At 62.3% G+C, this 17,624-nt stretch carries 15 protein-coding genes; 6 read left to right on the top strand and 9 right to left on the bottom strand.

The window, feature by feature from the left end; genetic code table 11:
* Positions 1 to 199: 199 nt before the first annotated feature.
* On the top strand, positions 200 to 907 hold the full coding sequence (gene ctrA / locus KRZ98_RS20285) for a response regulator transcription factor CtrA (protein WP_037488316.1): 708 nt from the start codon (positions 200 to 202) through the stop codon (positions 905 to 907).
* 137 nt (positions 908 to 1,044) lie between these two features.
* Positions 1,045 to 1,995, top strand: coding sequence for an alpha/beta hydrolase (locus KRZ98_RS20290; protein ID WP_217675055.1), 951 nt, complete (start codon positions 1,045 to 1,047; stop codon positions 1,993 to 1,995).
* A gap of 106 nt (positions 1,996 to 2,101) precedes the next feature.
* Here the strand turns inward: KRZ98_RS20290 and KRZ98_RS20295 are convergent, their stop codons facing one another.
* On the bottom strand, positions 2,102 to 2,719 hold the full coding sequence (locus KRZ98_RS20295; protein ID WP_217675056.1) for a hypothetical protein: 618 nt from the start codon (positions 2,717 to 2,719) through the stop codon (positions 2,102 to 2,104).
* Positions 2,720 to 2,819: 100 nt separating this feature from the next.
* On the bottom strand, positions 2,820 to 4,097 hold the full coding sequence (locus KRZ98_RS20300; protein ID WP_217675057.1) for a S8 family serine peptidase: 1,278 nt from the start codon (positions 4,095 to 4,097) through the stop codon (positions 2,820 to 2,822).
* Between the two features lie 89 nt (positions 4,098 to 4,186).
* Between KRZ98_RS20300 and KRZ98_RS20305 the strand changes: the two genes are divergently transcribed.
* From KRZ98_RS20305 to KRZ98_RS20315, 3 genes are all read left to right on the top strand, one after another.
* A complete protein-coding gene (locus KRZ98_RS20305) occupies positions 4,187 to 4,675 on the top strand; it encodes an RNA polymerase sigma factor (RefSeq protein WP_217675058.1) in 489 nt (162 codons plus the stop codon).
* A complete protein-coding gene (locus tag KRZ98_RS20310; protein WP_217675059.1) occupies positions 4,672 to 5,361 on the top strand; it encodes an anti-sigma factor in 690 nt (229 codons plus the stop codon). The genes KRZ98_RS20305 and KRZ98_RS20310 overlap by 4 nt, the downstream gene beginning before the upstream one ends.
* Before the next feature lie 510 nt (positions 5,362 to 5,871).
* Entirely contained in the window at positions 5,872 to 6,516 is a 645-nt protein-coding gene (locus KRZ98_RS20315; protein ID WP_217675060.1) for a hypothetical protein, read from the top strand.
* 265 nt (positions 6,517 to 6,781) lie between these two features.
* Here KRZ98_RS20315 and KRZ98_RS20320 read toward each other — a convergent pair whose 3' ends face one another.
* The 7 genes from KRZ98_RS20320 to KRZ98_RS20350 form a co-directional block, all read right to left on the bottom strand.
* Positions 6,782 to 9,922 (bottom strand): amidohydrolase family protein, encoded by a 3,141-nt coding sequence (locus KRZ98_RS20320; protein ID WP_217675061.1) that lies wholly within the window; start codon positions 9,920 to 9,922, stop codon positions 6,782 to 6,784.
* Between the two features lie 2 nt (positions 9,923 to 9,924).
* Positions 9,925 to 12,768, bottom strand: coding sequence for a TonB-dependent receptor (locus KRZ98_RS20325; RefSeq protein ID WP_217675062.1), 2,844 nt, complete (start codon positions 12,766 to 12,768; stop codon positions 9,925 to 9,927).
* A gap of 177 nt (positions 12,769 to 12,945) precedes the next feature.
* Positions 12,946 to 13,728 carry a metallophosphoesterase gene (locus KRZ98_RS20330; RefSeq protein WP_217675063.1) on the bottom strand — a complete coding sequence of 261 codons (783 nt, stop codon included), beginning with the start codon at positions 13,726 to 13,728 and terminating at the stop codon, positions 12,946 to 12,948.
* A 21-nt stretch (positions 13,729 to 13,749) separates the two neighbouring features.
* On the bottom strand, positions 13,750 to 14,304 hold the full coding sequence (gene dcd / locus KRZ98_RS20335; protein WP_217675064.1) for a dCTP deaminase: 555 nt from the start codon (positions 14,302 to 14,304) through the stop codon (positions 13,750 to 13,752).
* Between the two features lie 7 nt (positions 14,305 to 14,311).
* Positions 14,312 to 14,770 (bottom strand): cytidine deaminase, encoded by a 459-nt coding sequence (locus KRZ98_RS20340; protein WP_217675065.1) that lies wholly within the window; start codon positions 14,768 to 14,770, stop codon positions 14,312 to 14,314.
* The gene (locus KRZ98_RS20345) at positions 14,767 to 15,435 is read right to left on the bottom strand and encodes a GH25 family lysozyme (RefSeq protein WP_217675066.1); all 669 of its coding nucleotides are present in this window, start codon (positions 15,433 to 15,435) and stop codon (positions 14,767 to 14,769) included. The genes KRZ98_RS20340 and KRZ98_RS20345 overlap by 4 nt, the downstream gene beginning before the upstream one ends.
* A 29-nt stretch (positions 15,436 to 15,464) precedes the next feature.
* Complete coding sequence (locus tag KRZ98_RS20350) at positions 15,465 to 15,947, bottom strand: UPF0262 family protein (RefSeq protein ID WP_217675067.1); 483 nt, start codon at positions 15,945 to 15,947, stop codon at positions 15,465 to 15,467.
* Between the two features lie 122 nt (positions 15,948 to 16,069).
* On the opposite strand from KRZ98_RS20350, the gene KRZ98_RS20355 reads away from it, so the two are divergent.
* Positions 16,070 to 17,557, top strand: coding sequence for a replicative DNA helicase (locus KRZ98_RS20355; protein ID WP_217675068.1), 1,488 nt, complete (start codon positions 16,070 to 16,072; stop codon positions 17,555 to 17,557).
* Positions 17,558 to 17,624: the final 67 nt, after the last annotated feature.

A 17,624-nucleotide genomic window follows, 5' to 3' on the forward strand; every position in this document is an offset into this window, starting at 1 on the left:
CGCAGGTGAATCTTTCTTGACTCGCAAGGAATCGTTTCGGCCTCAACTCTTTGTAAACAGATTCGTTTTTGGGCGACTCGTGGATTTCTGCGGGTTAGCGAAAAATTAACCTTTGTCCTTCAGAAGTTTTTTGGTTAATGAATTGATGCGGACGCCGTTCTGGTGGGGTGAACGGACCTGCGACATAAAGGGGCTTCACATGCGCGTGCTGCTGATTGAGGATGAACCGACCACCGCCAAGGCGATTGAGCTGATGCTCACGACCGAAGGTTTCAATGTCTATACGACCGACCTGGGCGAGGAAGGTCTCGATCTCGGCAAGCTGTATGATTACGACATCATCTGCCTGGATCTCAACCTGCCTGACATGCACGGTTACGACGTGCTGAAAAAGCTCCGCGCTGCCAAGGTGCAGACCCCGGTGCTGATCCTGTCGGGCATAGCCGAGATGGACAGCAAGGTCCGCTCCTTCGGCTTCGGTGCCGATGATTATGTGACCAAGCCCTTCCATCGCGAAGAGCTGATCGCCCGTATCCATGCCGTGGTGCGCCGGTCGAAAGGCCATTCGCAATCGGTCATCCGCACCGGCAAGCTGGCGGTCAATCTGGACGCCAAGACGGTGGAAGTGGACGGCAACCGCGTTCATCTGACCGGCAAGGAATATGCCATGCTGGAGCTGCTGTCGCTCCGCAAGGGTACGACGCTTACCAAGGAAATGTTCCTCAACCATCTCTATGGCGGGATGGACGAGCCGGAACTCAAGATTATCGACGTGTTCATCTGCAAGCTGCGCAAGAAACTGGCACTGGCATGCAGCGGCGATAATTATATCGAGACCGTATGGGGCCGCGGTTATGTGCTGCGCGACCCGGAAGAGGCGCTGGAAGAACAGGCCAAGGTCGCCTGACGCTTCGCGCGACACACGCTTACCATGGGGGTGGAAAGGCCGATGATCCGTCAGGATCGTCGGCCTTTTCCGTTGTGGCGGGGCGGGGGCTGGCATAGGGAAATGTCCGACAAGGATATAATTCCACAGGAGAGACCATGACGACCCGCCATCTGATCGACCCGGAAATCGCCCCGGTTCTGGATATGCTGCCCCAACTGCAACTGAGTGACGATGTGCTTCACGCGATCCGCGCTGGCATGGCCTCACCGATCGACTATCCGGGTCCGGTGGCCGTGCCCGACATCCGCCTGATCCCCGGTCGCGATGGCGCGCCCGATGTTCCGCTCCATCTGTTCAACGCTGATCCGGCCCGGCCGGGCCGTCCCGCCATTCTGCATATCCACGGCGGCGGCATGATATTGGGCACGGCGGAGATGGCCAGCCGCTCGATCGGTCCGATGGCCGAGACTATGGGTTTCGTTGCGGCTTCGGTCGACTATCGGCTGGCCCCTGAAACGCCATTTCCCGGACCGCAGGAGGACTGTTATGCCGCGCTCGACTGGCTGGTGGCACAGGCAGAGACGCTGGGGATCGATCCGCAGCGGATCGTGGTGATGGGCGAAAGCGCTGGCGGTGGGCTGGCGGCGGCGCTGGCGCAGATGGCGCGGGACCGGGGGGAGGTTACGCTGGCGGGACAGATTCTCATCTATCCCATGCTCGACCATCGCACTGGTGGGCCAGAGTGCTGCTGGCGATCACCAACGGCAGGCGAATTCGTCTGGACGCCACACGCCAACCAATATGGCTGGAGCGCGCTGCGCGGCGACTATCGCTGCGATGACGCGCGGAAGGGCTGGTTCTCGCCCGCGCTGGCCGATGATCTGGCTGGCTTGCCGCCCACCTATATTTCGGTGGGCGCGCTCGACCTGTTTGTGGACGAAGATATGGACTATGCCCGGCGGTTGGCCGGGGCGGGGGTGCCGGTCGAAACCCATGTCTATCCCGGCGCGATCCACGGCTTCGACATGATGGCGACTGCGCGGGTCGCGCAGCAATCGCGTAATGACCTGACCGGGGCGATCCGGCGCTTGCTCGTCCTCGACTGACGCAAAAAGAAGGCCGACGATCGGGTCTCGATCGTCGGCCCGGTCAGGCGGCGGGGCGGGATGCGGCGGCTTGGAACTTGGCCGCCGCCCCCTTTCCCCTGCGGGGTCAATCTTCCGCCTGACTTTCGGGAGCGGCACCGGTCGAACCGGCACCTTGTCCACCCCCAGAAACCTGGCCGCTGGCGTCGACCGATGCTGCGCCATCCACAGCGCCAGTGGCGCCGCCAACGGTCGATCCAGCCCGATCCCGAACCGCGCCAACGGCCTGTCCAGCCCGGTCCTTCGTTGCACTGACGGCACCGCTTGCCCGATCCCGTACTGCGCCGACGCCGCTATCGGCCCGGTCACGCACATTGCCAACGGCATTGCGGGCGTCGCTGGCGCCGAGCGTATCGACCGCCAGATTGCCGCCCGCCGATCCGCTGGCCGAACCCGAAGCGCTGCCGCTGCGGCTCCTGTCCCGGCGAGTCAGCGAACCGCTGGCATTGCCATCCGCGCGGCCATTGCCCGATCCGCTGGCGCCGACCCGGCCATTGTCGAGGTCAATGCTGCGGTCGAGGCCAAGGCCACCGCTGCCCGATCCGCCCACCGCGCCGCCAAGGCCGCCGACCGATCCACCCAGCAGGCCACCGCCGCCGCCGCTGCCGCCCAGCAACTGGGCCGAAGCGGGAACTGCGGTCAGCGTTGCGATACAGGCCGCCACGATCATGAACTTGCTCTTCATCGCTCATCTCCTTGTTGATTGTCGATGCGATGCAGGGACAACGGGAGGAGACAGGCATTTCATCCCGCGCAGGCGGAAAAAATGCGTAACTGACTAAAAGTCAGTCATTATTTCTGCATGTGGCGCAAATGATGCCTTGACCGAAGCCGCGCGCCTTGCCCTTTGGTGCCTCCGCTTCGGCCCGCAGCGCGGTCAGGCTGCCGCGCGCCAGCAATCGCCCAGCGACGAGTGGCGCGGCAAAGCTGGTGCCGCGCACCGCGCCTTTGCCGCCATCGCTTCGCGCCGCGTTCATATCTGCTCCGGGCGCAGCAAAATCGACATGGGCGGCGCGCCCGGCTTCGGGCAATAGTCGCCCGCGCCCGTCAATCCCTGTGACCGCGATCACCCCGGCATAGGAGGCGGGGTATGCGGGGGGCGCGGCGGGGCCGTCATTGCCGACCGCGGCTACCACCGTGACGCCCTTGTCACGTGCCAGCCGGATCGCGCCTGCCAGCAGCGGATTGTCCGGCCCGACCAGACTGACCGTGACGACTGGCACCCCGCGCGCCGCCATCCATCCCAGAGCGCGCACGATCGCAAAAGTGCCGCCGCCCGCCGGATCGTCGCCATAGACGTCAGCGACCAGCAAAGCCGCGCCCGGTGCTGCGCCGCGCACACTGCCGGTGCCGCTGATCAGTGAGGCGACCGCCGTGCCATGGGCGCTGGCCCTTGGCGCGCCACGCGCAAAGCCGCGCTGTTCGATCGCCCCGGTCAGCGCCGGATGCCGCGCGACGCCGCCGTCGATCAGCCCCGCCGCGCCGCGTCCCACCGTGCCGCTGCTTGCCAGTCCGCCCGCTGCCGCGCCGCTGGCTGACCCACCGGGGAAATAAAGATTATCGGCGCTCGCCTGGGCCTTCGGGGCGATGCGGCGCACATCTTTCAGCGCCCGCGCCAGACTGCGACCCTTTGGCACTTGCAGCCGCGCGATGCTGAGGTCCAGCCCCTCCACCGCCTCGCTCTCTACGCCAAATCCCGCAGCCTTCAGCGCATCCAGACTGGCTGCATCCGCACCGGTCAACAATATCACCCCGCGCCGTGCCGGCTCACGCCGGTCGTCCAACTCGACCGCATCCCCGTGCCGCCGGAGCAGATCGCCGATCCGCGCCGCCCGCGCCGCGATCAACCTATCGGCCAGCCGTGCCGGAGACAGGCGCTCCAGCCCGCTGCCTTCAATAACGCCACCGACCCGGTCCAGCACCTCCGGCACGACCTGGCCTACCGGACCGCCCAGCAATTGCGCCTGCGCGCCCGGCGCGATCAGGATCAGCCCCACGATCATCCATGGGCGGGTCAGTCTCATGTCGCTCTCATCGGTCCTTTCGGGTGCATAATGATCCATCGCACAAATATTTCCGTTTTTTCTTGGGCTGTGGGATGAAACGACCGGGCAGGCCCGTTTCATCCCCGGAACATGTGATTGGAGGCCCGATGTCGTTCGAGCATGATCTGCTGGCGATCCTGCCCAGGCTGCGGCGCTTTGCCGCCAGCCTGTCGCGTGATCGTGCCGATGGCGACGATCTGTGCCAAGCCGCGCTGGAGCGGGCGCTCAAGGCGCGCGACCAGTGGCAGCCCGGCACCCGCCTCGACAGCTGGATATATAGGATCATGCGCAACCTGTGGATCGACGAAGCCCGCGCGCGTCAGCGGGCCGCCAAAACCTTTGCCCCGGCAGAAGCGGGCGAGCATGTCGGCCATGCAGGCGACCGGGACATAGAGGCGCATGTCCATCTGACCGACGTCGACCGGGCGATGCAGGCGCTGCCCGACGAACAGCGTGAGGCGATCGCACTCGTGCTGGTGGAGGGGCTGTCCTACAAGGAAGCCGCCGCCGTGCTGGGGGTGCCGATGGGAACGCTGACATCGCGGCTGGTGCGCGGGCGCGGGGCGCTCATTGAACTGATGGGGGAAGCAGCATGACCGACATTGACGAAGCCATGCTGATCGCGCTGGTCGATGGCGAATTGGACGAAGTGACCCGCCGCCGCGTCGATCGCGCCGTGGCGGATGATCCGGCGCTGGCGGAGCGACTGGCGATGCACCGCCGCTTGCGGGAGCGGCTGGCGGGCCATTATGTGCCGATCGCGCAGGAGCCTGTGCCGGGGGCGATGCGCGTGCTGGTGGAGGAGAGCGTCAGGGTCGTGCCGCTGGCGCGCCCGGCGCAGCGCTGGCGCGGTTGGGTGACGGGCGGGGCGATTGCCGCGAGCCTTGTTCTGGGCCTCAGCCTTGGCCGTTTGACCGGCGGGGAGGGCAGCCAGATCGGCCTGCATGATGGCGTCATGGTCGCGCAGGGCGCGTTGGCGCAGGCGCTCGACACCCAGTTGGCGTCGGCGCAGGGCGACAGCGCGATCCGTATCGGCCTGACCTTCCAGCGCAAGGGTGGCGGCTGGTGTCGTAGCTTTGACGGCTCGGTCGCAGGCGTTGCCTGCCGCGAGGGCGATGGCTGGCAGGTGCAGCAGGCGTTGCCGGGTGCGGGGCAGGGGCGTGCCTATCGGCAGGCGTCCTCCAGCGACGCGCGGGTCATGGCGACGGTGGATGCGCTGATTGAGGGGGAGCCGGTGGATGCGGCGGGGGAGGCGGTGGCGCGGGAGAAGGGGTGGCGTTGATCGGCAAACGGTGTCGCGCGGGTAGCGGGGCGCTTAACTTCGCATATTTCCCGGTAAATGCGACATTTTGATGCGAGGTTGCGATATTTTGTTTCGCGCAGAGGCGCGAACGGGGATGGCGCGGAACTTCGCAAACTTAGCCCATGTCGCATATGGAGATTTCGAGCAAAGTTTGCAGGCGACGGGCGCGGGTGCGCCGTCGGGCAAATGGGGCGGACGATGGGAAGGAGCCGAGGGAGGAGATAGCAGGGATGGGGCGTGTAGGACAGGCGTGGGGCGCGCGCTTGGCTACGCGCTGCTCGATCGAACGCGCTGTCGCCATAGTCCAATTTACCGATTTTCGCACCTGTCTCTGTAATTTCAACTCACTGAAATGCATGATTTCCTATAAGAAAACTCAGCAATTGGGATGGCCCAGTGAGGCGTTTAGAGCAAGGTTCTATGTGCCGCTTTGACTACCAAGATTAATTAGCTAAGGTGTTAATATCGTTACAAGTTGTGGGGGTGAGCTTGAACACCGTTATTAACGCAGCAATACCAATTGTTCTGGCTGCAATTCTTTCTTATGCTGTATGGTCTTACAAAAGCCTCATTACTTTTAAAGTAACGAAAATTTCGTTTGATGTCGGCATAAAAGAAAATAAAATATCTTATGGAGAAGGTATTGATAAATATTCAGCAAAATCAATCAGCGCGTTTGAGTTGATCGTCGAAAACAAGGGTCTTAAAGGAATAAAAAACTTTAAGATGCATAGCGATGTCGATATCCGTCCATTTTCAATTAATAAATATAGTTCAAAAGTTGCGAAATCAGACATATTAATATCTGATTTGGATGGCGGAATTGAAGTGCAAATCGGCTATTTCCCGTCGAAGTCCGAAGTAAAAATCACATTTGCGAGCATGGGGTCGATATTGCATCTTTCAAATTTTAGCGGAAATGGTGAAAATTATTATGTTAAGTCTATTTATTATTGGGAAGGATTTGATGGAGCAAAAAATGCCGTTGTTAAATCTTTCGCTTTAGGTGCTTTTATTTATTTTGCGATAGTGATTGGTGCAAGCCTTATGGTCACTCCTAAAAAGGCAATTACCCCCGCTTCTCAGTCTGCCCGTCCTTCAGAGATATCTGATAAAAAGGCACAAATCCGCTAAGCAGCACTTTCCCACAGCTTAATTTTAGCTGTCTATAAAAGTGGGAATTCGGTGACAGAGAATTGCCGTGACATGTGCGACACCCCCTAAATTCCCCTTGGACTTTGGTCCTCGCTTGTGTGGTAACAATGTCAAGCCGGTTCGGCTTTGCAGATACTCCAGCTGCACGCGCGATAAGAACTGGCGACCGCTCGTTTCGACCTGGCGCAAGGCTGTGTAGGTAGGCTTAGTCGAAATCCGCATCAAAAAACTGCTCTCTGTCCAATCACACATGCGCCACTGCATGACCGGCGCAACAGGCCGCCCGGCTGGCTTCCACATAGTCCGCATCATGCCACCAGATATGCTGGTGGGCGTCGGCCAGCATTGGTAACACGGGCGTCACATCCGCTTGCGGCCTGGTGCCCACGAACGGGGCCATCAGCGCATCCGGCGTATGGACCACGCCGTTCGCCAACACCTGCCGCACATTAGCGACCGCGCTGACGTCCTGTAACGGATCGCCCTCTACCAAAATCAGGTCTGCCAGCATCCCGCGCGCGATCCGGCCGATGGGTTCGTTCAGAAATTCGCCCGACCAGCGCGTCGTCATCATCAGGGCGTCGAGCGGGGACACGCCATATTTCACCATGCCGCGCAGGTTGAGGTGCAGGCTGATCGCGGTCAAGTCGATCGGGGCGTCGGTGCCGGACAGGGGGTGCCATCCTGCCGCCAGCATCTGTTTGATCTGCGCTACCTGCCGCTCCAGTGACGCCAGCATGATCGGGCCGCCTTCGCCCGACATGGCCTTGACCCGCCCGGTCAGCTTGGCGAATTCCCACGAGGGATAGAGGGTGGTGATCCGGGGGTCGCGGGTGAAGCTGTCGTCCAGCCCCAGCAGCGCGGTGGCCGCGAACAGGGTCGGGGTGCGCCCGGCCTTGGCGGCAGAGAACAGGTCATTGACGTCATGATAGCCGCCACCCAGCGCCGTGATCGTGCGCGAATAGCCGTAGCGGTTGGTCGCGCCGGTATGTTCCATGCAATCCATGCCGCTGTGGAGCGCGGGATAATGATAATGGGACGACAGATGCATCCCCATGCGGTGGGAGACGTCGACTACCTCCTTTTGCGTGTCATGGCGCAGGCGGACATAGGTTTTGACCATGTCATAATCGAGCAGCCGCGCCCGTTCCAGCTCCAGCGCCATCTGCCCCGGCTCGGTCACCGAGCGCATGAAATTATAGAAGATGCGCCCGCCGTCGATCGCCTCGCCAGTGGCGTAATGGCGCGCGGCGATGCGCTTGCCGCTCTGGATCGCCTCACGGTCCTCGACCATATGATAGGCCGGGCAACCGGGCGAGCGGGTCGCGGTGATACCCATTGCCAGCCACAGCCGCCCCATCCGGTCGCCATAGCCATAGCCCGCCATTTGCCGGTGGGTGTGCATGTCGATGAGGCCCGGCATCAGCGTCAGGCCCGGCGCGTCGATGAAGCGTGCATTGGCGTCGGACGGCGCGCCGCCATTGTGCGGCGTGACCGCGGTGATGACGTTGCCGTCAATCACCACGTCCACGCCGCTCTTGTAGGTCGGGGACAGGGCGTCCCAGACCTTGCCAGCCCTTATGACGGTGCGACCCGAAGGCTTGGCATTGGCCCATGTCAGGCGGCATGGCACGGTCTGCGGCTTGCCACCGGCAACCGGCACCAGCCGCAATTTGCCGCCGCTCAGATACAGGAGCGATCGGGAATCGCCGCTCCAACTCGGCGCATCGGCGAGGTCCGTGCTGACCTGGCGCGGTGCGGCGGTGAAGCTGCCGTCCGGCGCGACCGGGGCGACCCAGAGCGTGCTGGCGAACACAAGGGCCATTGCCTTGCCATCGGGCGACCAGACCGGGCCGTCATGGCCGCGCGTGCCGAGCGACTTGCCATCGAACACCGGGCGATAGGTGCCTTTGCCGGTCGCCAGATCGACCGACAAGATCTGGCTCGATCCCTCGCGATAGCGGCCCGTCACCGGCTTGAACGCGGCATAGGCGATGGTCTTGCCATCCAGGCCGAAGCTGGGCCGCCCCGGCTCCCAGATCGCATCGAAGCGCTTGCGCACGGTGCCGGTCGCGACCTCTACCGTATGGAGCGCGCCTTCCTGATCTAGAAAGGCGATCAGCGTCCCGTCCTGCGACCAGCTGCCCCAGGCGACCGCCTTGTCGGGGATGTTGGTCAGTTGCCGTTCCTTGCCGGTGCTGACGTCATGCAGCCACAGGTCGAGCGTGCCGCCCCGGTCGCAACTATAGGCGATGGTGCGGCCATCGGGCGACCAGGCCGGATCGCATTTGTGGAATGCGTCGCCCGCGATGATGCGGGGCGCGCCGCCGACGGGCATTAAATACAAATCATTGAGCGCGGCAAAGACGATCTGCTTGCCATCGGGCGAAAGCATGGGCGCGGCGATGCCGACCACCGGCTTGGGCGTCGTGGAGGTGAAGTCTCGCGCCTTTTTGCTGTAACCAGGCGTCGTGACCGGCACTTGCGTCTTGAATGGCACGACGCTCGCTTTGCCATCGCTCAACCGGCGCAGCTTGCCGCCGGAGCCATAGAGGATCGCACCGTCGGCGGTAAAAGCGGGGCGGAAGGGGTAGAGATCCTCCCCCGCGATCACATCCTTGCCATCCACCACCAGCGTCACGGACCCCGGCTGGACGCGGGTATAGGCGATGCGCCCGTCCGGGGCGAAGGCCGGGGCCATGATCGCTGAAGGGTTGAAACGGTCGGGGGAGGGCGGCACCGAGGCAACTTCGGTCACCGCGCCGGTCGTAACATCTGCTACTACCAGTTTCGTGCCGCCCGCGACATAGGCGACGCGCTGGCCATCGGGCGACCAGCATGGTTCGCTGTCGTTGGTTATGCCTTTGGACAGCGACGTCACCCGGCCCGACGCCATGTCCAGCAGATAGATGGCATAGCGTCCGTCCGCCCGGTCGCTGGAAAAGGCGATGCTCTTGCCGTCGGGCGACCAGCGCGGTTCGCGATCGTCCAGCAGTCCGTCGGTATGCTGGCGCATGTCGCCGCCATCGGCCGCGACCGACCATATGTGGAAATTGCCGCTGCGATAGGATTGGAACGCAATGCGCGTGCCGTCGGGCGACCAGTCGGGCTGGGCGAGATCGTCAAAATCGCCGGTCAAGCGTTTGAGCGGCCCACCCGCGACTGGCATCGTCCATAATATGCCGAGCAGATCGAAGGCGATCCAACTGCCGTCGGGCGACAAAGTGAGCGCGACATTGGTGGCGTCCTCTACGCTCACCATCGTCTCCTGGCCCGCTGCCGGGGTGCGGGCATCGCCCACTGCCCCGGCGCTGCCCGCCGCCAGCAAGCCGATCCCGCCCGCCGCGATCGCCTCGCGACGGCTAACGCCCGATCTGCTCGTCATGCTCAGAACTCCAGATTCAGGCGGCCATAGTAGAAGCCACCGCTTATGCCGTAGGGGGCATAGGTGTTGTAGAGAAAGCCGACGAACTGGCTTACCGGTTTCAGCTTGTTGGGATAGGTGTTGAGCAAGTTGTTCGCACCGATCGAAAGCTTGACACCCTTGGTCAATTTATAGCCGATTTCCAGATCGACGATGACCTTTGGCTTCAATTTTTCATCCACAAAGTCGCGGAAGCAAACATCGCTTACGACATTGACCGCGCAGGGTGTGAAGTCGGCGGTGTGGAACGCCGTGGCGTTTGCGCGCTGGACGATCTTGCCAAAGCGCGTAGCGCGCAGATTCATATTGAAATCGTCCTTTTCCCAAAGGACGTTGGCGATGAATTTATTGCGCGGTGTGCCTTCGGTCAGATCGCCCTGCTTGGTTCGGCCGATCAGGGAGAGGCCTGATGCGGCGATCGGTCCGGGGACAGGGTCAATATGGGTGAAGATGGTCTTGTTGAAATTTGCCGAAAGACTGATCGTCGCTAGGCCCATGTCGCCCAGCCCCGCGCGATAGGTGCCGACGATGTCGAGGCCGCGTGTTCGTGTGTCGGCAGCGTTGGAGAATAGTAGCCCGCCGGCAATCCCGTATATGCCCGCCGCTTCCAGCGCGTTGATGACGACCGGACCGCTCAGCGTCTCGCTCAGCAGGATACGGTCCTTGATCTTGATCTGATAGGCATCGACCGTGATGTTCAGGTTCGGCGCGGGTGTCAGCACGATGCCCGCAGAAAAGTTGACCGATTTTTCAGGCTTGAGCGGCACGGCACCTAATGCCTTGGCCGCCGCATCCTCGACCGGCAACGCCTGCACCGGCAACAGGACGCTGACGCCGTTCTGGATTACACCGATGGTGGAAGATGACGCATAGTGCTGCTGTTGCAGGGTCGGTGCGCGGAAACCGGTGCTGGCCGTGCCGCGGATGGCAAAGCCGCGCATCGGCTCGATGCGAAGCGACGCCTTGCCGGTGTCCGTGGTGCCAAAATCGGTGTAATCCTCGTGCCGACCGGCCAAGCCAAATTCCAGCCCTTCGACGATCTTGCCTTCCAGATTGAGATAGGCGCTCCAATTGCTCCGGCTCCAGCTTCCCGTGCCTTCAGGAACGAAACCCGTCACGCCCTGCGCGCCGACGCCGGTACGTTGCCGGCCTGCGAGCCAGGCTCCCGGAGGCGATACATATTTGCCGTCGATATAGGATTCAGGATCACCGGCACCGATCATGAATTTGTTTTTCTTATACTCGGCGCCTACCGCAACAGACAGCGGCCCGGCCAAGCCAACCTCAAATTCCTTGCTGAAATCGAGATTGTTGGTCCATTCATCGAACCGGATCTTGCCCAGATAGAAGTTCGTCGGACTCGCCGTGCCCATCGAAGGATTGAGCGACGTCGTCTGCTTATATTTGACCTCATTCTGCGAATAGGTGGAACTCAGGTCGAAATGCACGCCTCCGCCGATTTCCCCGCGCACGCCGAGGGCATATTGGAAATCCTCATCATAGACATGGATGCGCGGGATATAGCCTTCGGGATAGATTTCGATGATATTGTTGAGCGCGGCTGGCGTGCGATAGGTCAGCCAGCCTGCGGCGTGGCGCTTTGAATATGTGCCGAAACTGTAGGCCTCCACGCTGCCACCAATCGGCAGCATGGCGTCATAGCTGACATTACCGCCAATGACTTCGGGCTGGCCGGCCTTGCCACGATACCGGTCCAGGTCAGGATCGTTGTTTCGCGGATCGCCTGTGGGATAATAGGCACCGGCGATTGCCGAACCTTTGACTAGCGTTCCGGCCTGCAACACACCATCGGCCGCAAGGTGGAAATAGCCGCCATCCGGGCCGATCGCGAATCCCTTATCGACCTGCCAACGGCCTTGTTCGCCGCCATTGTCCGCCGTGCTGCCCAGCGTCAGCGCCGCCCCCCCGGCCGTGTCGTTCTTCAGGATGATGTTGACCACGCCTGCAATCGCGTCCGAACCATATTGCGCCGACGCGCCGTCGCGCAGCACTTCGATCCGCTGGATCGCATTACCGGGGATGAGGTCCAGGTCCGGCGGCGACTGGCCGTTCTGCACCGATCCGTTGATGAACAGCGTGGCCGAATTATGCCGCCGCTTGCCGTTGACCAGCACCAGCAACTGGTCACCACCCAGGCCGCGCAACGACAGGGTGCGGACCGCCCAACTGGCACCCGCGCCGTTGTTCGACACGTTGATCGATGGGACCAGCGTGCCGAGCAGGTCACGGACCGACTGCTTGCCGCTGGATTCCAGATCTTTGGCCCCCAATACGTCGATCGGCGCAAGGCTTTCGGCGACAGTGCGGTTGCTCGCACGCGTGCCGGTGACGATGATCGGCGTTGAATCCTCGATCGGTTCGGGCGCGGGCGCGAGAGCGGCCGGGGCGACGCTGCCCGCGACGCTCGCCTGCGCGAACTGGAGCGAAAGGGGGCTGCGTCGCGCGACGCTGCGGTTGGCGGGAGCGGCAAGCGCGATGACGCCGGCACCGGCCTGTTCCATCTTCAGGTCAGTACCCGCCAGCAGCCGTGCCAGTGCATCCTGGGTTGAAAGCCAGCCCTGAATCCGGCGGCTGCGGATCGCCGCCACCTCATCATAAGGAAACAGGATGCGCACGCCCGACTGGGTCGAAAGCTGGCGCAGCGCGCTGCTGAGCGGCTGGACATGAATGTCGAACTTATGACGCTGGCTCAGCGCCAAATCCTGTTTTGCAGCTGCGAAGGCTTGGGAAGAAGGCACAAGGCAAGACGCCAGGCAAAGCCCGGTTAATGCATGAATAGTACGCATGATCTGTTCCCCTGGATGGCAGCATCTTGGCCGCTCTGTCCCCTTGAAACGAAGCAAAGGTAGCAATCCGCTATGCTTTTCTCTGGGGCACAACCATGGAATGTTTCTCAACAGTTTATGACTGATGCAGGCGCTATTTGGTGATGCTGCAACGCAAAAATATTCAAGCAGCCCAACTCAGTCGTTGGTCTGGAGAAACCAGCGGTCCGTGCCTTGCAGGCCAATCGCGGTCAGTCGCCCCGAATAATAGGCGCCTGTGTCGATGCCGATCCGGTTGGGCTGGAGATCGACATCATCCGTGATGCTGTGGCCATGCACGATCATCTTGGGATGCGAGCCGCCATGGTCCAGAAATTCGCGCCTGATCCAGCGCAGGTCAGCGCCACTTTGCGCCTCGATCGGCACCCCCGGTCTGATCCCGGCATGGACGAACAGATAATCGTCCATTTCGATCCGGTCGGGCAGGGCGTCGAGAAAGTCGACATGCTCGCGCGGCACATGGTTCAGCATCCATGTCGCAATCTCTTCGTCCGTCATGACATGGAACAGGATCGGGTCCAGTCCGTAACTGGCCAGTGTGGCGGCACCCTCCATCCGGCGAAAGACCGGCACCGCCCGCACTTCGCCCCGTGCCGCCAGGACGAATATCTCCTCATGATTGCCCTTCAGGCAGCGCACATCGCCGCCCGACGCGACCATGGCCATCACCCGGTCGATCACCTGCCGCGAGGATGGACCGCGATCGACCAGGTCGCCCAGCAGGACTATGTGCGGGGGCATGGCGCCCCGCTCGGCATCATCGCGCGCAATCAGTATCAGCAGGGCGTCGAGCAGGTTGGCGCGGCCATGCACATCGCCAATCGCATAGACGCGGCGGTCGCCCACGCTCGGCGGGGGCGATGCCTCAGTAGGCGTCCCGCGCGTCAGCCCTGGCGCCAGCCATGTCCGCAACCATTTCATGGGTCACAGTCTGGCACGTCGTCACAGGCGCGGCAACGTCACGCCTTGTTGCCCCATATATTTCCCCGCCCGGTCGGCATAGCTGACCTCGCACGGCTCATTCCCTTTCAGGAACAGGAACTGGCACGCGCCCTCATTGGCGTAGATTTTAGCTGGCAGCGGGGTCGTGTTGGAAAATTCCAGCGTGACATGCCCCTCCCAGCCCGGCTCCAGCGGGGTGACGTTTACGATGATGCCGCAGCGGGCATAGGTCGATTTGCCAAGGCAGATGACCAGCACGTCGCGCGGCACCCGGAAATATTCGACCGTGCGGGCCAGCGCGAAGCTGTTGGGCGGGATGATGCAGCAGTCGGTCTTGCGATCGACAAAGCTGTTGGTGTCGAAATTTTTGGGATCGACGATGGTACTGTCAATATTGGTGAAAATCTTGAACTCGTCGGCGACCCGCGCGTCATAGCCATAGGAGGACAGGCCATAGCTGATGCAATTGTCGCGCCGCTGGCTCTCCACGAACGGCTCGATCATGGCGTTGGTCAGCGCCTGTTCGCGAATCCATTTATCCGACAATATCGACATGGGATGTTCAGTTCTTCCTGACAGGAGTGATGCCCAGGTCGGCGGGACCAAAGGCATGGGGCAGCAACGCTGCGACCGTATGTTCGACAATCTGCGCGCCATCGGGCGTGGCGCAGTAAATGGAGAGCGGGCGTCCGGCCATCTGTTCGGCTTCGTTCATGACCTGGCGGCAGCGACCGCAGGGGGTGACGATCGCCGCGCCGCTGCCGTCCATCGCCCCGCCGACAACGGCGATGGCCGCGACGTCGGAAAAGCGTCCCTGCGCATTGACGCTCGCCAGTGCGACCGTTTCGGCACAGAGCGACAGGCCGTAACTCGCATTCTCGAAATTGCAGCCGGTGACGATGCTGCCATCGGTCAGCCGTACCGCCGCACCCACGGCAAAGCGGCTATAGGGTGCATGGGCATGGGCCATCGCCCTGCGCGCCGCCGACACCAGTTCCGCAATCTCAGCTTCGCGCGTCATGGCGCCACCACATCCCATCTGACCGGACCGTCAATCCCGTCGATATGCCGCATGTCGCTGGCTGTCCACATCACCCAGCGCCGCGTCGCATAATCGGGGGGAAAGAAATTGCCGTCCAGCCATAAGGTCCGGTTGATGCCGGAGCCGACGTCATAACGCTTGTCGAAATCCTCGGTCACATTGAGCAGCACCGTCTTGCCCGCATGGCTTTCGACCAGATTGACCAGCGTATTCAGTTCCGACAGCAACAGGTCGCGGCCCGGTCGCGCGGTGCAGGCCGGGTCGAACGCCAGCCGGATGACCGGGGGCAGGGCGGCATTATCGCGCGGCACGGTGGTCATGAAACGGGTCGCCTGATCGCTGGCGAGACGGCACAGGCTGAATTCCAGCATTGCGCCGTAACGCATCCCGGCGGTGCGCACGCCGCGCCAGTTGGCGGCGAAAGCGGGGTCGCGCCAGTCGGCACCCTTGGCTGCGCGAATATAGGCGAAGTCCGCCCCCTGCGCTGCCAGTGTCCCCCAGTCGATCGTGCCATTGTCGGAACTGACGCTTAGCCCCTGCACCGGATAGTCGCCCCGGTCCGGCGCCCAGTTGCGGGCATAGAGGAACAGCGCCAGCGCCAGCGCCGCGATCAGCGCTAGCGTCAGCCCGACGCGGGCCAGCAATCCCCCAAAAGTCAGCCGCCCGATTGTCCTTACCCCTTGATATGCAACACGCAGATCAGCGTGAACAGGCGGCGGGCGGTGTCGAAATCGACCGCGATCTTGCCCTCCAGCCGTTCGCGCAGCATTTCCGCCGCATCATTGTGGATGCCGCGCCGGGCCATGTCGACCGTCTCGATCTGCGCGGGCGAGGCATTGCTGATCGCCTGATAATAGCTGTCGCAAATGGCGAAATATTCGCGGATCGGCCGGCGGAACCGGCCTAGCCCCAGAATGACGGCTTCGAGCGCGCTGTCATCCTCGCGGTTAATCTCTATCACCAGCCGCCCGTCCTCGACCCGCAGCACGACCTTGTAGGGGCCGGCATAGCCGTCGGCATGAACGCGCTGCGGCGCGAACATATTATCCTCCAGCAGGTCGAAGATCGCGATGCGCCGTTCCTGTTCGACGTCGGCATTGCGCCACAGGATCGTCCGCTCGTCGAGCTTGATGTCTATGATGCGCGGGTCGGCCATATTGCGATCAGCCTCAGTGCGGCGGCGGCCCGCGAAATGCAAGCGGGAGTTATCCACAACCCCGATGCGTCGTTTCGACCTTGGCCCTTGCGCGCGGGCGGCGGGCGGAGGATTAGAGAGCCATGGTCGAACTGGTGAAAATGAATCCCGCAGCCGAAACCGGCGCGCCTGAACTCCCTCGCAATGTGGAGGCGGAAGCGGCCCTGCTCGGCGCGCTGATGATCGACAACCGGCTGGCGGAGGATGTCCAGCTCAAGATCAAGGCGGAGCATTTTTTCGAGCCGATGCATGGCCGCATCTATGATGCGATCATGAAGCTGCTGGACCGCGACATGGTCGCCAATCCGGTGACGCTCAAACCCATGCTGGATCAGGACCCGGCGCTCAAGGAATTGGGCGGGGCGGGGTATCTGGCGCAACTGACCGGCAATGGCGCGGCACTGATCGGCGCGCGGGACTTCGCGTCGCAGATTTACGATCTCGCCTTGCTGCGACAGCTTGTCAGCGTTGGCCGGGAACTCGTTGAAAATGCAATGGATACGAGCGAGGATGTCAATCCCCGCGAACAGATTGAGGCCGCCGAAGTCGCGCTCTACAAAGTGTCCGAAGGGGAGGGGGAAAGTGGATCGGTCAAAAGCTTCCTTGCCGCGTCGACCGCCGCCGTCCAGGTTGCCGAACGCGCGCTCAACAGCGGCGGGCATGTGTCGGGGATCACCACCGGGATCAACAGCCTGAATGCCAAGATCGGTGGTCTGCACAATTCCGACTTGATGATCCTGGCGGGCCGTCCGGGCATGGGCAAGACTTCGCTCGCCACCAACATCGCCTATAATGCGGCCTCCCGCTGGCTGCGTGACAATGCCGATGGCATCCCGCCGGAAAAGAATATGGGGGCCAAGACCGCCTTCTTCAGCTTGGAAATGTCCGCCGACCAGCTGGCGACCCGCGTGCTGGCCGAACAATCGGGAATCAGCGGCGAAGCGCTGCGCATGGGCAAGATCAGCCGGGCCGATTTCCAGAACCTGTCCCGCGCCGCGCGCGAGTTGCAGGAACTGCCGCTTTTCATCGACGATACGCCGGGCCTGACGATCGCGGCGCTGCGTACCCGCGCGCGCCGGTTGAAGCGCCGCCATGATGTCGGCTTCATCGTCGTTGATTATCTCCAGCTGTTGCAGGGCACCGGGCGCGGCAACGAGAATCGCGTCAACGAGATTTCGGAAATTTCGCGTGGTCTCAAAACCTTGGCGAAGGAACTTCATGTACCGGTGCTGGCCCTGTCCCAGCTCAGCCGCGCGGTCGAACAGCGTGAGGACAAGAGGCCGCAACTGTCCGATCTACGCGAATCCGGCTCGATCGAACAGGACGCCGACATGGTCTGGTTCGTGTTCCGCGAGGATTATTATGAAGCGGCCAAGGAGCCCAAGGTCGAGGATGAAGCGGCCTATGCCGTCTGGCGCGAGAATATGGACCGCATCTATGGCCTGGCCGAAGTCATCGTCGCCAAGCAGCGCCATGGCTCCACCGGCCGCATCCGCATGAAATTCGACGCCCGGATTACCCGCTTCTCCGACGTGGCGGATGATAGCTATCAGGATCTGGATTACGAGTAAAAAGTTCCTCCCCGGCACGGGGAGGGGAACCACGAAGTGGTGGAGGGGGCGTGCTGCTTGGCGCAGC

This window comes from Sphingobium sp. AS12, assembly GCF_019097845.1.
Classification (GTDB): domain Bacteria; phylum Pseudomonadota; class Alphaproteobacteria; order Sphingomonadales; family Sphingomonadaceae; genus Sphingobium.